The organism is Methylobacterium hispanicum (genome assembly GCF_022179285.1).
Lineage (GTDB): Bacteria > Pseudomonadota > Alphaproteobacteria > Rhizobiales > Beijerinckiaceae > Methylobacterium > Methylobacterium hispanicum.
Genome location: NZ_BPQO01000005.1, coordinates 36458 through 55029, shown reverse-complemented (window position 1 = coordinate 55029; position 18572 = coordinate 36458). Strand labels below are relative to the sequence as shown.

At 70.3% G+C, this 18572-nt stretch carries 20 protein-coding genes and 1 tRNA gene; 10 read left to right on the top strand and 11 right to left on the bottom strand.

All coding sequences use genetic code 11. The features are described from left to right. Positions 1–95: 95 nt before the first annotated feature. The 5 genes from carB to hemB all read right to left on the bottom strand — a co-directional run bounded on the left by carB (position 96) and on the right by hemB (position 6721). Positions 96–3569 (bottom strand): carbamoyl-phosphate synthase large subunit, encoded by a 3474-nt coding sequence (gene carB / locus MFF56_RS07190; protein WP_066926567.1) that lies wholly within the window; start codon positions 3567–3569, stop codon positions 96–98. Between the two features lie 193 nt (positions 3570–3762). Next, positions 3763–4509, bottom strand: coding sequence for an arginyltransferase (locus MFF56_RS07185; protein ID WP_066926569.1), 747 nt, complete (start codon positions 4507–4509; stop codon positions 3763–3765). Between the two features lie 140 nt (positions 4510–4649). Next, positions 4650–5138 (bottom strand): RDD family protein, encoded by a 489-nt coding sequence (locus MFF56_RS07180; RefSeq protein WP_066926571.1) that lies wholly within the window; start codon positions 5136–5138, stop codon positions 4650–4652. 156 nt (positions 5139–5294) lie between these two features. Next, the gene (locus MFF56_RS07175) at positions 5295–5669 is read right to left on the bottom strand and encodes a hypothetical protein (protein ID WP_238229887.1); all 375 of its coding nucleotides are present in this window, start codon (positions 5667–5669) and stop codon (positions 5295–5297) included. Beyond that, positions 5666–6721: a porphobilinogen synthase gene (hemB, locus tag MFF56_RS07170; RefSeq protein WP_066926573.1), complete on the bottom strand. Its 1056-nt coding sequence runs from the start codon at positions 6719–6721 to the stop codon at positions 5666–5668. Before hemB ends, MFF56_RS07175 begins: the two co-directional genes overlap by 4 nt. A gap of 172 nt (positions 6722–6893) precedes the next feature. Between hemB and MFF56_RS07165 the strand changes: the two genes are divergently transcribed. Both MFF56_RS07165 and ldtR read left to right on the top strand, forming a co-directional pair. Next, positions 6894–7331 (top strand): DUF6163 family protein, encoded by a 438-nt coding sequence (locus MFF56_RS07165; protein WP_197430724.1) that lies wholly within the window; start codon positions 6894–6896, stop codon positions 7329–7331. A 161-nt stretch (positions 7332–7492) separates the two neighbouring features. Next, positions 7493–8002, top strand: a complete 510-nt coding sequence (ldtR, locus tag MFF56_RS07160) for a transcriptional regulator LdtR (protein WP_066926576.1) — start codon at positions 7493–7495, stop codon at positions 8000–8002. A 132-nt stretch (positions 8003–8134) separates the two neighbouring features. Here the strand turns inward: ldtR and pqqA (MFF56_RS07155) are convergent, their stop codons facing one another. The 3 genes from pqqA (MFF56_RS07155) to MFF56_RS07145 form a co-directional block, all read right to left on the bottom strand. Then, positions 8135–8224, bottom strand: coding sequence for a pyrroloquinoline quinone precursor peptide PqqA (gene pqqA, locus MFF56_RS07155; protein WP_018042171.1), 90 nt, complete (start codon positions 8222–8224; stop codon positions 8135–8137). 59 nt (positions 8225–8283) lie between these two features. Next, entirely contained in the window at positions 8284–8373 is a 90-nt protein-coding gene (pqqA, locus tag MFF56_RS07150) for a pyrroloquinoline quinone precursor peptide PqqA (protein ID WP_238229886.1), read from the bottom strand. Positions 8374–8474: 101 nt separating this feature from the next. Then, a complete protein-coding gene (locus MFF56_RS07145) occupies positions 8475–8621 on the bottom strand; it encodes a hypothetical protein (protein WP_156454010.1) in 147 nt (48 codons plus the stop codon). Positions 8622–8930: 309 nt separating this feature from the next. On the opposite strand from MFF56_RS07145, the gene mgtE reads away from it, so the two are divergent. Then, positions 8931–10298, top strand: coding sequence for a magnesium transporter (gene mgtE / locus MFF56_RS07140; RefSeq protein WP_066927224.1), 1368 nt, complete (start codon positions 8931–8933; stop codon positions 10296–10298). A gap of 14 nt (positions 10299–10312) precedes the next feature. Here mgtE and MFF56_RS07135 read toward each other — a convergent pair. The 3 genes from MFF56_RS07135 to MFF56_RS07125 form a co-directional block, all read right to left on the bottom strand. After that, positions 10313–10399: transfer RNA gene (locus tag MFF56_RS07135), tRNA-Leu, on the bottom strand. A 46-nt stretch (positions 10400–10445) separates the two neighbouring features. Beyond that, positions 10446–11627 carry an FAD-dependent oxidoreductase gene (locus MFF56_RS07130; protein ID WP_066919984.1) on the bottom strand — a complete coding sequence of 394 codons (1182 nt, stop codon included), beginning with the start codon at positions 11625–11627 and terminating at the stop codon, positions 10446–10448. Between the two features lie 17 nt (positions 11628–11644). Further along, positions 11645–11911, bottom strand: coding sequence for a zinc-finger domain-containing protein (locus MFF56_RS07125; protein WP_066919983.1), 267 nt, complete (start codon positions 11909–11911; stop codon positions 11645–11647). A 209-nt stretch (positions 11912–12120) separates the two neighbouring features. Between MFF56_RS07125 and map the strand changes: the two genes are divergently transcribed. The 7 genes from map to MFF56_RS07090 all read left to right on the top strand — a co-directional run bounded on the left by map (position 12121) and on the right by MFF56_RS07090 (position 18507). Then, positions 12121–12951, top strand: coding sequence for a type I methionyl aminopeptidase (map, locus tag MFF56_RS07120; protein WP_066919982.1), 831 nt, complete (start codon positions 12121–12123; stop codon positions 12949–12951). Positions 12952–12955: 4 nt separating this feature from the next. Further along, on the top strand, positions 12956–13744 hold the full coding sequence (gene radC, locus MFF56_RS07115) for a RadC family protein (protein WP_066919980.1): 789 nt from the start codon (positions 12956–12958) through the stop codon (positions 13742–13744). A 91-nt stretch (positions 13745–13835) separates the two neighbouring features. Beyond that, positions 13836–15275 (top strand): circularly permuted type 2 ATP-grasp protein, encoded by a 1440-nt coding sequence (locus MFF56_RS07110; RefSeq protein ID WP_066919978.1) that lies wholly within the window; start codon positions 13836–13838, stop codon positions 15273–15275. 72 nt (positions 15276–15347) lie between these two features. Next, positions 15348–16292 carry an alpha-E domain-containing protein gene (locus tag MFF56_RS07105; protein ID WP_238229885.1) on the top strand — a complete coding sequence of 315 codons (945 nt, stop codon included), beginning with the start codon at positions 15348–15350 and terminating at the stop codon, positions 16290–16292. A gap of 26 nt (positions 16293–16318) precedes the next feature. Next, entirely contained in the window at positions 16319–17146 is an 828-nt protein-coding gene (locus tag MFF56_RS07100; RefSeq protein ID WP_066921878.1) for a transglutaminase family protein, read from the top strand. A 59-nt stretch (positions 17147–17205) separates the two neighbouring features. Then, entirely contained in the window at positions 17206–17955 is a 750-nt protein-coding gene (locus tag MFF56_RS07095; protein ID WP_066921879.1) for a proteasome-type protease, read from the top strand. A gap of 66 nt (positions 17956–18021) precedes the next feature. Next, complete coding sequence (locus tag MFF56_RS07090; RefSeq protein WP_066921882.1) at positions 18022–18507, top strand: hypothetical protein; 486 nt, start codon at positions 18022–18024, stop codon at positions 18505–18507. Positions 18508–18572: the final 65 nt, after the last annotated feature.

The window sequence follows — 18572 nt, the reverse complement described above, 5'->3', positions numbered from 1 at the left end:
GTCCCACGCCACAATGAATAGGCCCGGACGGGAGCGGCATCGCTCCCTCCGGGCCAGAGGTCGGATTCACGGTTCGCGGCCGGCGAGCCGGAGCGTCAGGCCGCGAAATATTCCTGCAGGGCGCGGACCTGGAGATCGCCTTCGAGGTAGGCACGGATCCCTTCGGCCGCGGCCATCGCGCCGGCTAGAGTGGTGTAGTACGGCACTTTATGCAAGAGGGCCGCCCGGCGCAGGGACCGGGAGTCCGAGAGCGCGCCGGCGCCTTCCGTGGTGTTGAAGACGAGTTGGATCTCGCCGTTCTTGATGGCGTCCACCACGTGCGGGCGGCCTTCCAGCACCTTGTTGATGCGCTCGGTCGGCACGCCGTTCTCGGCGAGGAAGCGCTGGGTGCCGCTCGTGGCGAGCACGGTGAAGCCGAGTTCGGCGAGCAGGCGCACCGCCGGCAGGATGCGCTCCTTGTCGCCGTCGCGCACCGAGACGAAGACCGCGCCGGCCTTCGGCACCTGCGTGCCGGAACCCAGCTGGCTCTTGGCGAAGGCGACGCCGAAGCCGGCATCCAGCCCGATCACCTCGCCGGTCGAGCGCATCTCGGGCCCGAGCAGCACGTCGACCCCGGGGAAGCGCGCGAAGGGGAAGACCGCCTCCTTCACGGCGATGTGCTGCAGCGTCTTCGGCTTCAGGCCGAAGCTCGCCAGCGCCTCGCCCGCCATTACGCGGGCGGCGATCTTGGCGATCGGCTCGCCGATCACCTTGGCGACGAAGGGCACCGTGCGGGAGGCGCGCGGGTTCACCTCCAGCACGTAGATCGTGCCGTCCTTGATCGCGTACTGCACGTTCATCAGGCCGCCGACCTTGAGGGCGAGCGCCATCGCCCTGGTCTGCCGCTCCAGCTCGGCGATGATCTCGGCGCTGAGCGAGCGCGGCGGCAGCGAGCAGGCTGAGTCGCCCGAGTGGATGCCCGCCTCCTCGATGTGCTCCATGATGCCCGCGATGTAGACGTCCTGCCCGTCGCAGACCGCGTCCACGTCCACCTCGACCGCGTCCGAGAGGTAGCGGTCGAACAGGAGCGGGCTCTTGCCCAGCACCGTGTTGATCTGCCCCGTCTTGTCGTTCGGGTAGCGCGACTTGACCTCGGAGGGGATCAGGCTCGGCAGGGTGTCGAACAGGTAGTCGGCGAACTGCGCCTCGTCGCGGATGATCGCCATGGCGCGGCCGCCGAGCACGTAGCTCGGGCGCACCACGAAGGGCAGGCCGAGGTCGGCCGCCACAAGCCGGCTCTGCTCGACCGAGTAGGCGATGCCGTTCTTCGGCTGCTTCATGCCGAGCTTGTCGAGGAGGCGCTTGAACTGGTCGCGGTCCTCGGCGAGGTCGATCGCGTCGGGCGAGGTGCCGAGGATCGGTACGCCGGCGGCCTCGAGTGCACGGGCGAGCTTGAGCGGGGTCTGCCCGCCGAACTGCACGATCACACCGTGCAGCGTGCCGGCCTGCCGCTCGGTCTCGATGATCTCGAGCACGTCCTCCTGGGTCAGCGGCTCGAAATAGAGCCGGTCGGAGGTGTCGTAGTCGGTCGAGACCGTCTCCGGGTTGCAGTTGACCATGATGGTCTCGTAGCCCGCGTCCGACAGCGCGAAGCAGGCGTGGCAGCAGCAATAGTCGAACTCGATGCCCTGGCCGATCCGGTTCGGGCCGCCGCCCAGGATGATGACCTTCTTCTTGTCCGAGGGCAGCGCCTCGTCCACGACCGTGCCGGCGAAGGGCGCCACGTAGGTCGAGTACATGTACGCGGTCGGCGACTTGAACTCGGCCGCGCAGGTGTCGATGCGCTTGAAGACCGGGCGCACCGCGAGCGCGCGGCGCTTCTCCCGCACCTCGGCCTCCTCCAGGCCCGCCAGCACCGCGAGGCGCGCGTCGGAGAAGCCCGCCGCCTTGAGCTGGCGGAAGGCGCCGGCCGTGCCGGGCAGGCCGTGGGCCCGCACCCGGTTCTCCAGATCGATAATGCCCTGGAGCTGCTCCAGGAACCAGGGGTCGATCTTGCAGGAGGCGTGCACCTCCGCGGCGCTGACGCCCAGGCGCAGCGCCTGGCCGACCTTCAGCAGGCGGTCCGGGGTCGGCGTGCCGAGCGCCGCCTTGATGGCGTTGTGGTCGTCGCCCTTGCCGAGGCCCTCGATCTCGATGTCGTCGAGGCCGGTGAGCCCCGTCTCCAGCGAGCGGAGCGCCTTCTGCAGCGATTCCGCGAAGCAGCGGCCGATCGCCATGGCCTCGCCCACCGACTTCATCGCGGTGGTCAGGGTCGGCTCGGCGCCGGGGAACTTCTCGAAGGCGAAGCGCGGGATCTTCGTGACGACGTAGTCGATCGTCGGCTCGAACGAGGCCGGCGTCGCGCCCCCCGTTATGTCGTTGGCGATCTCGTCCAGCGTGTAGCCGACCGCGAGCTTGGCCGCGACCTTGGCGATCGGGAAGCCGGTGGCCTTGGAGGCCAGCGCCGAGGAGCGCGAGACGCGCGGGTTCATCTCGATCACGATCATGCGGCCGGTGGCCGGGTCGATCGCGAACTGCACGTTCGAGCCGCCGGTCTCGACGCCGATCTCGCGGAGCACCGCGAGCGACGCGTCGCGCATCACCTGGTATTCCTTGTCGGTGAGCGTCAGCGCGGGCGCCACCGTGATCGAGTCGCCCGTGTGGACGCCCATCGGGTCGATGTTCTCGATGGAGCAGACGATGATGCAGTTGTCGTTCTTGTCCCGAACGACCTCCATCTCGTACTCCTTCCAGCCGAGCACGCTCTCCTCGATCAGCACCTCGTTCGTCGGTGAGGCGTCGATGCCGCGCTCCACGATGTCGAGGAACTCCTCCCGGTTGTAGGCGATGCCGCCGCCGGTGCCGCCCATGGTGAAGGACGGGCGGATGATGGCCGGCAGACCGACCTCGGCGAGCGCGATCAGCGCCTGGCCGAGCGCGTGCTCGCCGTAGCGCTTGCGCCGCTCGGATTCGCCCGCCGCCCACTTGTTCTCGAAAGCGGCGAGCGCGGCCTTGCGGGCCTCCGGCTCGGCATTAGCGGCCTCGATGCGGGCGACCTCGGCGAGGTACTTCTCGCGGTCGGCCTTCTTGGCCGCCGAGGCGTTGGCGAGCGCCGATTTCGGGGTCTCCAGCCCGATCTTGGTCATCGCGTCGCGGAAGAGGTGCCGGTCCTCGGCTCTGTCGATGGCTTCCGCCGTGGCGCCGATCATCTGCACGCCGAACTTCTCGAGCACGCCCATCTTCTGGAGCGAGAGCGCGCAGTTCAGCGCCGTCTGCCCGCCCATGGTCGGCAGGATCGCGTCGGGGCGCTCCTTCTCGATGATCTTGGCGACGACTTCCGGGGTGATCGGCTCGACATAGGTCGCGTCCGCCATGTCCGGGTCGGTCATGATGGTCGCGGGGTTCGAATTGACGAGGACGATGCGGTAGCCCTCCTCGCGCAGCGCCTTGCAGGCCTGGGTCCCCGAGTAGTCGAACTCGCAGGCCTGGCCGATGATGATCGGGCCCGCACCGACGATCAGGATCGAGGAGATATCGGTGCGCTTGGGCATGCTCGGCCTTCTGTCACGGGCACGCGCCCGGTCGCGCACGGTCCCCCGATGGGGCCACGCGGTCGGGCGCGATGGTCGGAATGTCGTTGAGACGCGCGTTTACACGCGACGCCTCGGGTTTGGGAAGGGCGGTGACGGAGCGCCGGGATCATCCCCTGTGCGCGGCGCATGCAAGCACCGTGCACCGATGGTCTCACGGCACCCGTACCCAGCCCTGGCCCATCAGCCGCTCCTGGGGCCGGAAGCGGGCCTTGTAGTCCATCTTGCGGGAGCCCTCGACCCAGTAGCCGAGATAGAGATACGGCAGCCCGAGCGCGCGGGCGCGGGCGATGTGATCGAGGATCATGAAGGTGCCGAGCGAGCGGTGCGCCTCGGCAGGATCGTAGAACGAGTAGACCATCGACAGGCCGTCGGCGAGCACGTCGGTCAGGCAGTAGGCCACCGGCGGCCCGCTGCCGCGGCCGTTGATCGCCGTGTCGGGCCCACGGCGGCGATAGGCCACCAGATGCGTGTCGACGTGGCTGTCCTCGATCATCATGGCGTAGTCGAGCACGGTCATGTCGATCATGCCGCCGTCGCCGTGGCGCGCGTCGAGGTAGCGCCGGAACAGGGCGTACTGCTCGGAGGCCGGCCGGTTCGGTTCGGCCGCGCCGACGAGATCCTCGCTGCGGGCGAGGATGCGCCGCTGGCTCGCCGAGGGCGCGAAGTCGTCCACCACCACCCGCACCGAGATGCAGGCCCGGCAGGACTCGCAGGCCGGCCGGTAGGCGATGGTCTGCGAGCGGCGAAAGCCCCCCTGCGTCAGGATCTCGTTGAGGTCGCGCGCACGCCGCCCGACGAGATGGGTGAAGACCTTCCGCTCCTCCTGCCCCGGCAGGTAGGGGCAAGGGGAGGGCGCCGTGAGGTAGAATTGCGGGGTATCGCGCGGGTGGCTCGTCACGCGTCAGATCGCCTCGGGCGACCCGGCGGCAGCGCCGGGCCGATGCTCAAGTGTAACGCCCGTCCGCCGTCGCTCAATGGGGCGAGAGGGTTGCCGAACATATTTCTCGGCTCCCCGCGGTCGCAGTCCGATCGACCGCCTCAACCGGCCCGCACGACCGCGAGGCCGAGCAGGAGGTCGTGGCCGAGGCGCCGGTCGCTGCGCATCAATCCGAACATCATGTCGACGAACCAGAGCAGGAACGTCGTGATCGCCACGTAGAACAGCAGGGCGTGCACCGCCGCCGTGAGCATGTCGACAGGGCGCCCGCTCTCGGGTGCGACCACGCGCAGGCCCATCATCCGCATGCCGAGCGTGCTCTGGCGCGATCCGCCGACCGTGATCGCGCTGTAGATGATGCCGCTCGCCGGCAGCACGGCGAACAGGGTCCAGCCGAGGCCGAAGGTGACGAGGCCGATCACGGCGATCGCCAGCCAGAGCAGCAGCGAGAAGCCGAAGATGAAGACGATGTCGAGGAGGTAGGCGCAGAAGCGCGCGCCGAGGCTGGCGCGCACGGCCGGCAACGGCACCGGCGGCAGGTAGCCGGGCGCGTCGTAGCGGGGGGCGTAACCGGGGCGGGGGCTCTGCATGGTGTCGCATCCTCGCGCGGCGGGATTCTTTTCGGAGGATGAGGTGGGGAGGGCAGGCGCCGTGCTCAAGATCCCCGCCGCCGCTCTCCCTCCCCGCAGAGGGGGGAGGCGAGGCCGCAGGGCGCGCGGCCGCCGCTTCGGAGCAGGGTGCGACCCTCACCGCTCGCCGGGATCGGCTTCCGCCGCGTCCGGCGTGTCGAGGTAGAACCGCTTGAGAAGGTAGAGCGAGGCCCCGCTCAGATTCTGGCGGTCCGTCGTGATACCCGCGATCTCCGTATCTGCGCCGAAGCGGCAGAGCGCCCAGTGCGGGCGAGGTCCGACCGCGTAGTCGATCCGCACGCTGTCGGGCGTCGCGCCCGCGCCGGCGCGCAGGATGCGCAGGCCTGTTTCCGCGGGAACCAGGGCCGGCACGGCGCGGCGGCAGAGGGCGACGCGCTCGCGCTGCAGGCTGTTCTCGCAGGTGGCCAGGCCGGCCAGGAGGCCCGCGAGCGTCGCCGCGCCCACGAAGCCGGCGCGCAGGCCCGGGCTCACGCTCCGGCGCGCAGGTGCTCGGCGACGCGCGGCGCGTAGTAGGTCAGCACCCCGTCCGCGCCCGCGCGCTTGAAGGCCAGCAGGCTCTCCAGCATGGCCCGGTCGCCGTCGAGCCAGCCGTTGCGGGCCGCGCCCTCCAGCATCGCGTACTCGCCGGAGACCTGATAGGCGAAGGTCGGCACGCCGAACTCGTCCTTCACCCGCCGGATGATGTCGAGATAGGGCAGGCCGGGCTTCACCATCACCGAATCCGCGCCCTCTGCCAGATCGAGCGCGACCTCGCGCAGGGCCTCGTCGGAATTGCCCGGGTCCATCTGGTAGGTGCGCTTGTCGCCGACGAGCGCCGCCTTGGTGCCGATCGCGTCGCGGAACGGCCCGTAGAAGGCGCTGGCGTACTTGGCCGCGTAGGCCATGATCTGCACGTCGAGGAAGCCCGCCTTGTCGAGCGCCGCCCGGATCGCGCCGACGCGCCCGTCCATCATGTCGGAGGGCGCGATGATGTCGGTGCCGGCCTCGGCCTGGATCAGGCTCTGCTCCACGAGGAGCGCCACGGTCTCGTCGTTGAGGATCGCTCCCTCTTCGAGGAGGCCGTCGTGGCCGTGGCTGGTGTAGGGGTCGAGCGCGACGTCGGTCATCACGCCGATCTCCGGCACCGCGCGCTTGACCGCCCGCACGGCCCGGCAGACGAGGTTGTCACGGTTCAAGGCCTCGGAGCCCGTGGGGTCGCGCAGGGTCGCCTCGGTGTAGGGGAAGAACGACACGGCCGGGATGCCGAGCCGGGCCGCCCGCTCCGCATCGCGCACGATTTCGTCCACGCTCAGGCGCTCGACGCCCGGCATCGAGGCGATCGGCTCGCGCCGTCCCTCGCCCTCGATCACGAAGAGCGGCCAGATCAGGTCGTCGACGGTGAGCGTGTTCTCGCGGATCAGCCGGCGTGACCACGCGGCCTTGCGGTTGCGGCGCGGGCGCTGGGTGATGGCGAGGCCGGGGCGGGCCGTGGTCCGGGCCGCCTCGACGGCGAGCGGGCGCGGTTCGGGCGTGTCGTGCGACATCTCGGGTCACCGGAAACGATGGAATGCCTGAGGCCTTCAGCGGGGCCTAGCATATCCGCCGGACCTGTCGAAGCCTCTGGCCGCGAGCCTGCCCCGCGGTTGACGCGAGCCCGGGGGCGCCCTCTAAGCGGGCCGGGCGCGCGGAGGCAGGTGGAACAGCAAGGTGATGCGCATGCAGGCACGCGGACGCGAGCCCGATCTCGGCGGGGACCGCATCGAGCGGAGCGCCACGGCCCGCAAATCCACCTGGGACACGGCGCTGATCTGGTTCATGCGCGTCACCGCCCTGATCTGGCTCGCCAAGGGCGTCTGGTCCTGGATCCAGATCCTCGACGCGTGGCCGGGAGGCCGGCCCTTCGAGGCCGAGCCCTTCGGGCGGCAGGCCGCGATCGTCTACTTCGCGGTGATCGACGCGACCGCGGCGATCGGGCTCTGGCTGACCAGCGCCTGGGGTGGCGTGATCTGGCTGTTGGCCGTCACCTCCTCGGTGACGCTCGCGCTGCTCACGCCGCTGCTGCTGCCGATGCCGGTGGCGTTGATCGGCGCACAGATCAGTATTGTGCTGATCTACTTCCTCCTGTCTTGGTCGGCAGCGCGCGAGGTGCGGTAAACGGAAAGTTGTCGCGACCCTTCAGTTTGCGTTTACCCATAGAAGTAAATCGCCAATTCATCCTGTCGCTTAAACCGCCTTTCATTCCCGGCACCTAGGTTGAACCCATAAGCGGCGCCGGACAGCGGCGGCCGGCACAACCGGATCAGGCGAGGCAGAGGATGAAGACCCAGGCGACCAAGGCGATCGAGACCGCCGCCCCCGAGGTTCTGCCGGCGGCGGGCGCCTACCTCGAGGCCCTGCATCTGGTGGAGCGGCTGCACCGCCGCCTCCTCGACGTGATCAAGGACGAGTTCGAGCGCCGGGGCCGCGAGGACGTCAACAGCGTCCAGGCGCTGCTGCTCTACAACATCGGCGACAAGGAGCTCACCGCGAGCGAGCTGCGCACCAAGGGCTACTATCTCGGCTCGAACGTTTCCTACAACGTGAAGAAGCTGGTCGAGCTGGGCTTCCTGCACCATGCCCGCTCGAAGACGGACCGGCGCGCCGTGCGGATCTCGCTGACCGACAAGGGCCGCGCGATCCACGACATCATCCAGGGCCTCTACGACAAGCATGCCCGCACGATCGCGCCGATCGGCGGTATCTCGGAGGACGATTTCGGCCGCCTCAACGTCGCGCTGGGCCGCCTGGAGCGCTTCTGGACCGACCAGATCCGCTACCGCCTCTGATCGCTCGGGGCCGGAACGCATCGGGGGCCGGGGCGCGTCAAGCGTCCCGGCCCCCGATGCGTTCGCACAACGAGAAAGGGCGCCGCCTCCGGAGAGGCGGCGCCCCGACGGGCCGCTTCAGCGGCCGTCGGCTCAGTTGAAGGTGTCGATCTCAGCCGATTCGTAGCTGGTGACTTCCATGCCGACGCAGACTTCCTGAACGATGGGGGCGGACCAAGTCATGATGTCTCTCCTGAATGGGATCGGGGGTTCGGCGCGCGGACGCTCGCGCAGCCGCCGGATCAGTTGAAGGTGTCGATCTCAGCCGATTCGTAGCTGGTGACTTCCATGCCGACGCAGATTTCTTGGACGACGGGGGCGGACCAAGCCATGGCGTTTCTCCTCTGTTGATGGAGGAAACATAGGTGATCTGTTGGGCGCAATACAAGCGGGCCCTCCACTTATATTTCTCATAGGCGGCCTGCTGCGCGCCTCAGCCAGCGTCCCCGCCCGGCCCGTCCGGCAAGGGCTGCCGGGACCCGGCGCAGGCGTCCGCGACAGCCCCCGCGCCGTCGAGGATGGCGCGCAGGGCGGCGACGTGCACGAGGTAGGCGAAGCCGGTGACGGTTCCGGCATACACGCCCCGAGCGTTCGGATGCCTGGATCGTCAAGGCGCATCGATCCCGTCCCTGCTTCGCTGTGACGGCTGGACGGCGGGGGCACGAGAGGCCGCGGCCTTGACGGTTTCCGCGCCGAGGCGCATCGGAGCCGCGCCGGCTCAGGCCGACGACTCACCCGATATCAGCGATGCCCAGCGACGGACCCGACCGACCGCCTTCGCCGAGACCCGTGATGCGCCCGCCCGCCTGAGACCCTCACGCGGGCCCTCCGCGCGCCCGGGCTCGGCCGGACGCGCGGGAGCCGTCGCCTCGAAGGCGAGGCGAGGCCGATGAACGAGATCGTCACCCCCCTCCGGGTCGAGCCCTCCGTGCTGGCGGCCCGGCTCTCCGATGAGCGCGCGCCGGACATCGTGGAGGCGCTGAACGCCGAGGCGCCCGAGGTCGCCGCCGCGATCCTGCTCGGCCTGTCGTTCGAGCGGGCGGTCGAGGTGCTGGATCAGCCCGAGCTCGCCTGCGCGGCCGACATCATCGAGATCCTGCCCCGCGACCGCGTCGCCGCCTACCTCACGGGCATGTCGGCCGACCGGGTGACGGACGTGTTCCGGGAGATCGAGGAGCCCGGCCGCTCGGACCTGCGCGCTCGCCTCGACGCCGAGACCCGCGGTGCGGTCGACCGGCTCAGCGCCTACGGCGAGGAGACGGTCGGCTCGCTGATGACGACCGAGTTCGTCACCGTGCCGGCGACCTGGACGGTCGCGCGGACGCTCGACCACATCCGGCAGGTCGAGCGCACCCGCGAGACCATCTACGCGATCTTCGTGCTCGACCCGCGCACCGGCACGCTGACGAAGGCGGTGCCGCTGCGCCGCCTCATCGCGGGCGAGCCGGGGGACAGCGTGCTCGCGGTCGCCCCCGAGCGGCGCCCGCTCAGCGTGACGCCGACCGCGAGCCGCGAGGAGGCCGCCCGCCTGATCTCCAAGTACGACCTGCTGGCCTTGCCCGTGGTCGACGCCGTCGGCCACGTCATCGGCATCGTGACGGTCGATGACATCATCGACGCGATGGTGGCCAAGCAGACCCAGGACGTGCAGCGCTTCGGCGGCATGGAGGCGCTGCCCGAGCCCTACATGGAGATCGGCTTCTTCACGATGATCCGGAAGCGGGCCGGCTGGCTCTGCGCCCTGTTCCTCTCCGAGATGCTGACGGCATCCGCCATGCAGGGCTTCGAGGGCGAGTTGGAGCGGGCGCTCGTGCTGACGCTGTTCATCCCGCTCATCATGAGTTCGGGCGGCAATTCCGGCTCGCAGGCCACCTCCCTGCTGATCCGCGCCCTGGCGCTCCACCAGATCCGCCTGCGCGACTGGTGGCGGGTGGCTCTGCGCGAGCTGCCGACCGGGCTGGTCCTCGGCGCGATCCTGGGCACCATCGCGGTCGCCCGCATCGCGATCTGGCAGGAGGCCGGGCTCTACGATTACGGCCCGCACTGGCCTCTGGTCGCGGCGACCGTCGGCGCGGCGCTCGTCGGCATCGTCACCTTCGGCTCGCTCGCGGGTTCGATGCTGCCCTTCGCGCTCCAGCGCGTCGGCTTCGATCCGGCCACCGCCTCGGCGCCCTTCGTGGCGACGCTGGTCGACGTCACCGGGCTGGTGATCTACTTCTCGGTGGCGCTGGTGATCCTGCGCGGCACGCTGCTGTGAGGCGCCGCGGCGGGTGGTGCGGACGGCGGGACTCGAACCCGCACGGCCTTGCGGCCGCAAGATTTTAAGTCTCGTGCGTCTACCGGTTCCGCCACGTCCGCGCGGGCCGAGCGGTAGCCGGGCGCCCGCCCGAGATCAAGCGGGCAGTCAGGCCGGGTCCGGCGTCCAGCCGTAGAGCCAGGCGTAGCGCTCGCGCATCCCGTCCGGCCCGAGGCGGCGCATCACGAGGTCGCGGGCGAAGGCGGTCAGCGGGCCGGCGTGATAGGTGCGCCCGTTGCCGCGGGCGGCGCGCTGCACGCGCGCGACCCGGCGCGCCCGGGCGGCGGCGTAGGCCGGGAGCGCGTCCGGAACCGGCCCCGCGGCGAGGCAGCGGACGAGCACGGCCGCGTCCTCGATCGCGAGCGCCGCGCCCTGCGCCAGGAAGGGCAGGACCGGGTGGGCGGCGTCGCCCAGCAGCGCCACCCGTCCGCGGGCGATCGGCCGCGCCACCGCGCGCTCGGCGAGCGACCACACCAGCCAGGAATCGGGCATGGCCAGCAGCGCGCGCAGCGGCGCCGCGCAGCCGCGGAAATGCGTGCGGAGCACCGCGGGGTCGCCGATCCGCCCCCAATCCGCGTCGCCCTGCCGCTCGGGCACGATCGCCACCACGTTGAGGAAGCGGCCGCCCCGGATCGGGTAGTGGACGACGTGGCGGCCGGCCCCCAGCCAGAGGCCGGTCTCCGCGCCGCCGAGCCCGTCGGGCAGGCCCTCGCGCGGGAGCACCGCGCGCCAAGCCGCCATGTGGCCGGGCCGCAGGGGCGCGGGGTCGAGATGGCCGCGGACGCGCGAGTGGAGGCCGTCCGCACCGATCGCGAGGTCGGCCTCCACCGTATCGACCCGGACGTCGCCCTCGCAGGTCAGCGCGACGCCGTCGGCGCCCTCGGAGAGCCCCGTGACGCCGCGCCCGACGAGGAGGCGGATGTTGGGCCGCGCCCGCACCGCATCGAGAAGCACCGTCTGCAGGTCGGCCCGGTGGATGACATAGTAGGGCGCGCCGTAGCGCTCGCGGGCGGTCGCCCCGAGGCTGACGCCGCCGATCCGGCGACCGCTGTCGAGGGCGCGGACCACGACGCCCGGCGGCTCGCTGGCCGCGCGCCGCAGCGCCGCGCCGAGCCCGAGATCGCCGAGGACCCGGCTGGCGTTCGGCGAGAGCTGCAGACCCGCTCCGACCTCGCTGAAGCCGGTGCGCCGCTCGACGAGCGTGACCCGGTGCCCGGCGTCGGCGAGCGCGAGCGCGGCGGTCAAACCACCGATGCCGGCGCCGACGACGGCGATGTCGAGCGCGGCCACGGCCGGCGCGGGCGCGCTCAGGCCGCCTTGGCGCCGCCCGCCGTGCTGCTGTCGTCCCACAGGCAGGCCGGCGGGTTCGATTCGGTCGCCTTCAGCCCCGCGCGGTAGCGGTAGAGCGTGGAGCAGTACTGGCAGATGATCTCGTCGTCCGCGCCCATGTCGAGGAAGACGTGCGGATGGTCGAAGGGCGGGCGCGCGCCGATGCACATGAACTCGCGCGCCCCGACCTCGATGACGGGCACGCCGAGGTCGTTGTGGAAGTGCGGAACCGCCTTGTCAGCCATCTGCCGCCCTGCTGCTCGTGAGAGCCGCGCGGGCGGCCCGATCCGCTGCCGCTTATGGGGGAAGCGCCGCGCCGCACGCAAGCCCGCGCTCCATCCGGGCCGCCGCGCGAGCCCTGCCGGCGCGTGCCCGATACGTCGTGCCGCTTGGCGGAAAGCCCCCGCACACCGTACATAGCGGCTGAGAGACGCCGCAGCGCAAGACCCGCCGAATGAACCAGCAAGACCAAGCGACCGCGCAGGGCGCGCGCCGTTCCCCCGAGGCACCGATCCACGGGCCGGAGGGCTTCGAGGGCATGCGGCGGGCGGGCCGCCTGACGGCCGAGGCCCTAGACCTCCTGATGGAGGCGACCCAGCCCGGAATCACCACGGAGGCACTCGACAGGCTCGCCTACGAGTTCGCGATGGACAACGGCGCCTACCCGGCCTCGCTCCTCTACCGCGGCTACCCGAAGTCGATCTGCACCTCGATCAACCACGTGGTCTGCCACGGCATCCCGAACGACAAGCCGCTGCGCGAGGGCGACATCGTCAACCTCGACATCTGCCTGATCCTCGACGGCTGGCACGGCGATTCGAGCCGCATGGCCTTCGTGGGCGAGGTGCCCCGCAAGGCGGCGCGCCTGTGCGAGATCACCTACGAGGCGCTGATGCGCGGCATCGCGGCGGTCAGGCCCGGCGGCTCGACCAACGACATCGGCCGGGCGATCCAGGACTACGCCGAGGCGGAGCGCTGCTCGGTGGTGCGCGACTTCTGCGGCCACGGCCTCGGTCGCACCTACCACGACGCGCCCACCATCCTGCACTACGTCGAGGCGAGCTACGACGTGCCGTTGAAGGCGGGCCAGTTCTTCACCATCGAGCCGATGATCAATCTCGGACGCCCCTCCGTGAAGGTGCTGGCCGACGGCTGGACCGCGGTCACCCGGGACCGCTCGCTCTCCGCCCAGTTCGAGCACACCGTCGCGGTCACCGAGACGGGTTGCGAGATCTTCACGGTCTCGCCCAGAGGCCTGCACCAGCCCACCAACCCGGGCGCCTGACCCGATGGCCCGGCGCGGCTCCGGTCCCGGCGGGCTGCTCGACCTCGGCGCCGCCGCGAGCCCGGCGGTGGACGGGGCGGACGGCCGAGGAGACAGCGCGCCGGCGAAGGGCGGCGCGGAGCCGCCGCACTATCACGGCCACCGCGAGCGCCTGCGCGCCCGGTTCGCACAGGCCGGCGCCGACGCGCTTCCGGATTACGAACTGCTCGAACTCGTCCTGTTCCGAGCCATTCCCCGCCGGGACGTGAAACCCCTCGCCAAGGCGCTGATCGACCGCTTCGGCAGCTTCGCCGAGGTCGTGAGCGCCGAGCCCGCGCGTCTTGCCGAGGTCGAGGGCATCAGCCCCGGCGTGATCGTCGATCTCAAGCTGACCGAGGCGGCCGGCCGCCGCCTGGCCCGCGGCGCGGTCCAGGAGCGCTCGCTCCTCTCGTCCTGGAGCGCGGTGCTCGACTATTGCCGCACCACCATGGCCTTCTCGGCACGGGAGGAATTCCGGATCCTCTTCCTCGACAAGCGCAACCACCTCATCGCCGACGAGGTGCAGGGACGCGGCACCGTGGATCACACGCCGGTCTATCCCCGCGAGGTGGCGCGCCGCGCCCTCGAACTCTCGGCCACCGCCATCATCCTGGCCCACAACCACCCCTCGGGCGATCCCAGCCCCTCGGCGGCCGACGTCCGGATGACACGCGAGGTGGTGAATGTGCTCGATCCACTTGGAATCATCGTGCACGACCACATCATTCTCGGACGCACCGGGCACGCCAGCCTGAAAGGGCTGAAGCTGTTCTGAGGTTGTAGCGCGATCGAGCCCGCGGGTCCCCGCGGATCCTTGGCGTGGCGCGCCTCTTGCCTCTAGCGTGCGGTATCTGGGAGGCAGCGCGATGGCCGGTGTGGCGTTCGACGAGATGACGGGACACGGAGGATCGGCCGCGACCGCGGCGGACATCCGCAACGCCTACGGACAACTGAAAAACTGGCTCGACACCACGCCCTCCGACCATTTCAACACCCGCCGCAGCCAGGCGGAACTGCTGTTTCGCCGCATCGGCATCACCTTCGCGGTCTACGGCGACAACGAATCGACCGAGCGACTGATCCCGTTCGACATCATCCCGCGGGTGCTGACCAAGCCCGAATGGGGGTTCCTCGAGCGCGGGCTGAAGCAGCGGGTGACCGCCATCAACGCCTTCCTGAAGGACGTCTACGGCCCGCAGGAATGCATCAAGGCCGGTATCATCCCGGCCGACCTCGTCTATCGCAACGCGCATTACCGCATGGAGATGCGCAGCTTTCGGGTGCCGCACGACCTCTACGTCCACGTCGCCGGCATCGACATCGTGCGGACCGGCGAGAACGATTTCTTCGTGCTGGAGGACAACGCCCGCATCCCGTCCGGCGTGTCCTACATGCTGGAGAACCGGGAGGTGATGCTGCGGCTCTTTCCCGACCTGTTCTCCCGCCACCGGGTCGCACCGGTCGAGAACTACCCGGACGCGCTGCTGGCGACGCTGCGCAGCCTCGCGCCCGCCACCGCCACGCGCGACCCCACCTGCGTGCTCCTGACCCCGGGGCGCTACAACTCGGCCTTCTACGAGCACTCGTTCCTGGCCGACAAGCTCGGCGTCGAGTTGGTGGAGGCCTCCGACCTCTTCACCAAGGACGACGTCGTCTACATGCGCACCACCGAGGGACCGCGCCGGGTCGACGTGATCTATCGCCGCCTCGACGACGACTTCCTCGACCCGCTGGTCTTCCGCCCCGATTCCGTGCTCGGCGTGCCGGGGCTGATGAACGCCTACGAGCGCGGGACCGTGACGCTGGCCAACGCGGTCGGCACGGGGGTCGCCGACGACAAGGCGGTCTACAGCTACATGCCCGAGATCGTGAAGTTCTTCACCGGCGAAGAGCCGATCCTGCACAACGTCCCGACCTATCGCTGCCGCGAGAAGGACGCCTTCGCGTACGTGATGGACAACCTGAAGGACCTCGTCGTCAAGGAGGTCAACGGCTCGGGCGGCTACGGCATGCTGGTGGGCCCGCACGCGACCAAGCGCGAGATCGAGGAGTTCGGCCGGCGCCTGCGCCACGCGCCGGACGGATTCATCGCCCAGCCGACGCTCTCGCTCTCGACCTGCCCGACCTTCGTGGCCTCGGGCGTGGCGCCCCGGCACGTGGATCTCCGGCCCTTCGTGCTCTGCGGCGCGGACGAGATCCGCATCGTGCCGGGCGGCCTGACCCGCGTGGCGCTGAAGGAGGGCTCGCTGGTGGTGAATTCCAGCCAGGGCGGCGGCACGAAGGATACCTGGGTGTTGGACGGCTGAGGCGCCGCCCCGCGCGAGACGAAACCCTACCGAGCGATCGAGCCCTCACCGGCCGAACCCAGCGAAGCGCCCATGCTGTCCCGCACCGCCGACAACCTCTACTGGCTCTCGCGCTACGTCGAGCGCGCCGAGTTCGTCGCCCGCATCCTCGACGCGGCCCACCGTCTCGCCTCGCTGCCGACGAGCTACGGGGGCGGCGAGACCAACGAGTGGGCCTCCGCGCTCGCCTCCGCGGGCGATACCGACGCCTTCAAGGCGCATTACGACACGGTCAACAGCCACACGGTCTGCGACTTCCTGGCCTTCAGCCCGAAGAACCCGTCCTCGATCCGCACCTGCATCGAGACGGCGCGCGAGAACGCCCGCTCGGTCCGCACCGCGCTCACCACCGAGATGTGGGACGCGATCAACGGCGCGTGGCTGGAACTGCGCTCCTACGAGGGCCGCGACCTGACACGGGACGAGTTCTCGCGCTTCCTCGACTGGGTGAAGGGCATCTCGCTGACCTTCGACGGCTCGGCCTACCGCACGATGTTGCGCAACGACGCCTACTGGTTCACCCGGCTCGGCACGGCGATCGAGCGGGCCGACAACACCGCCCGCATCCTCGACGTGAAGTACCAGATCCTGCTGCCGGCGAGCGAGAAGGTCGGCGGCAGCCTCGACTACTTCCAGTGGACCACGATCCTGCGCGAGGTCTCGGCCTTCAACGCCTATCACTGGGTCTACCGGGAGAGCATCAAGCCGCTGCTGGTGGCCGACCTCCTCATCCTGAACCGGCAGATGCCGCGCTCCTTCGCCAACTGCTACGGCATGCTGGTGGAGCATCTCGACCTGATAGCCGACGCCTACGGGCGGCGCGGCCCGAGCCAGCGACTCGCCAGCAACATGCTGGCGCGCCTGGAGGGCGAGGACATCGATCGGATCTTCGCAGCCGGCCTGCACGAGTTCGTGACCGCCTTCATCGGCGAGAACAACCGGGTCGGGCAGGCGATCGCCGACCAGTACCTGGTCTGACGCCGCCAACCGGTGAGACATTCCGCATGCGCCTCAGCGTCGTCCACGAGACCCACTACACCTACGAGCATCCGGCCCGCGGCCTGATCCAGGTCCTGCGCATGACGCCGCGGGACCATGACGGGCAGTATGTCCGGCGCTGGCGCATCGACACCTCCGTCGATGGCCGCCTCACCGAGCGCGAGGACGGGTTCGGCAACGTCGTGCACTGGTTCACCCCGGACGAGCCCGCCGACGCGCTGACCATCCGGGTCACCGGCGAGGTCGATACGCTCGAGAGCCACGGCATCGTGCGCGGTGCGGTCGAGCGGCTGCCGGACCTGTTCTACCTGCGCGAGACCGACCTCTGCGTGGCGAGCCAGGACATCCAGGATTTCGCCGCGCAGGTCCGGGATGCGGGCGAGCGCGCGGCGCTGCCGATGCTCCACCGGCTGCTCGCGGCGGTCCACGAGCGGGTGCGTTTCGAGCGGGGTCCGGCAAGCGCGGCGGTCACCGCGGCCAAGGCCTTCGAGGCCGGGCGCGGCGTCTGCCAGGACGTCGCGCACGTCTTCATCACGGCGGCCCGCCAGTTGGAGATCCCGGCCCGCTACGTCTCCGGCTACCGCAAGCGGGAGGACGAGGCGGACGGCGCGGAGACGCCGCACGGCTGGGCCGAGGCGCTGGTACCCGATCTCGGCTGGGTCGCCTTCGACCCAGCCCACGGGGAGGGGACCTCGGAGCACTACGTCCGTGTGGCGAGCGGCCTCGACTATCTCGGCGCGGCCCCGATCCGCGGCAGCCGCACCGGCGGCGGCACCGAGACGCTGGACGTCACGCTCAAGGTGGAGCAAGCCCAGGCCGCCCGGCAATCCTGAGCGTCCCCGATTCTCTCCAGGCGTCCGCCCCGGCAGCGGACGAGAAGCTGACCCCTGCCATGACCTACTGCGTCGGTTTGCTCGTCGAGGACGGGCTCGTGATGGTGGCCGATACCCGCACCAATGCGGGGCTCGACGACATCTCGACCTACCGCAAGCTGCACCACTTCAACGTGCCCGGCGAGCGCGTGATGATGCTGGCCTCGGCCGGCAACCTCTCAGTCACGCAATCGGTCCTGAGCCTCCTGTCGGAGGGCGTGCCGGGCGACGACGGCGAGCCGCCGGCCAAGCTCGTCGAGGCTCCGACGATGTTCCAGGCGGCCCAGCTCGTCGGCCGGGCGATCCGGCGGGTGCGCAGCATCGAGCGGGCCGGCTTCGAGGCGGCGCAGATCCGCTTCTCGATCTCGCTGCTGTTCGGTGGCCAGATCGGCGACGAGCCGATGCGGCTCTACCTGATCTACTCGGCCGGCAACTTCATCGAGTGCTCGACCGACGCGCCCTTCCTGCAGATCGGCGAGCACAAATACGGCAAGCCGATCCTCGACCGGGCGGTGAAGTTCGAGACCGACCTCTACGACGCGCTGAAGATCGGGCTCGTCTCGATGGATTCCACCATGCGCTCGAATCTCGGCGTCGGCCTGCCGCTCGACATCGCGGTGGCGCGCCGCGGCGCCCTGACGCTCGAGGTGAACCACCGGATCGAGGCCGGCGAAACCTATTTCCACGACCTGCGCGAGCGCTGGTCGGCGGCGCTCCGGGCCGCCCACCGGGCGATCCCGCGACCGCCCTACGGGCCCGCGGCGAAGTAGGCCGCTACCGCGCGTCCTCCGCCCGCGCTAGGCTGTCGGCCGAATGCGGGGATTCGTGCGGACGACGTGCGGCGCCTTCTCAAATTCCTCCACACGATGGGGGCGATCGGTCTCATGGGGGCGATGGCCACGCTCCTCGTGCTGCTCGCCCTCGCGCCGCCGCCGACCGCCCTCCAGGGGTACGCGCTGATGCGCGGCGCGATGGGGGCGATCGCGACCTGGATCTTCTTTCCTTCGCTCGCCCTGGTGCTGCTCTCGGGGCTTCTCGCCATCGCCTTCAACCGGGCCTTCCACAGCGCGGGCTGGGCACTCCTGAAGCTCGCCACCGGCATCCTCGTCTTCGAATCCGGCTTCGTCGGCATCCTGGGGCCGATGCAGGAGGAGGCACGGCGCAGCGCGGCCGCGCTCGCCGGAACGGTCGATCCCGCGACGCTCGCCCAGTCGCTCGGGGCCGAGCGTGGCACGCTCTGGGTGATCCTCGCGGTCGCCACCGCCAACGTCGTGCTCGGCGTCTGGCGGCCCCGGATCATGCGGCGCCCGGCCGGATCCTGATGCGGGGGACCAGTTTTGCGGATCCGATCCGGGAGAAGGCGCGGGGTCCCCTCTCCCGAAGGTCA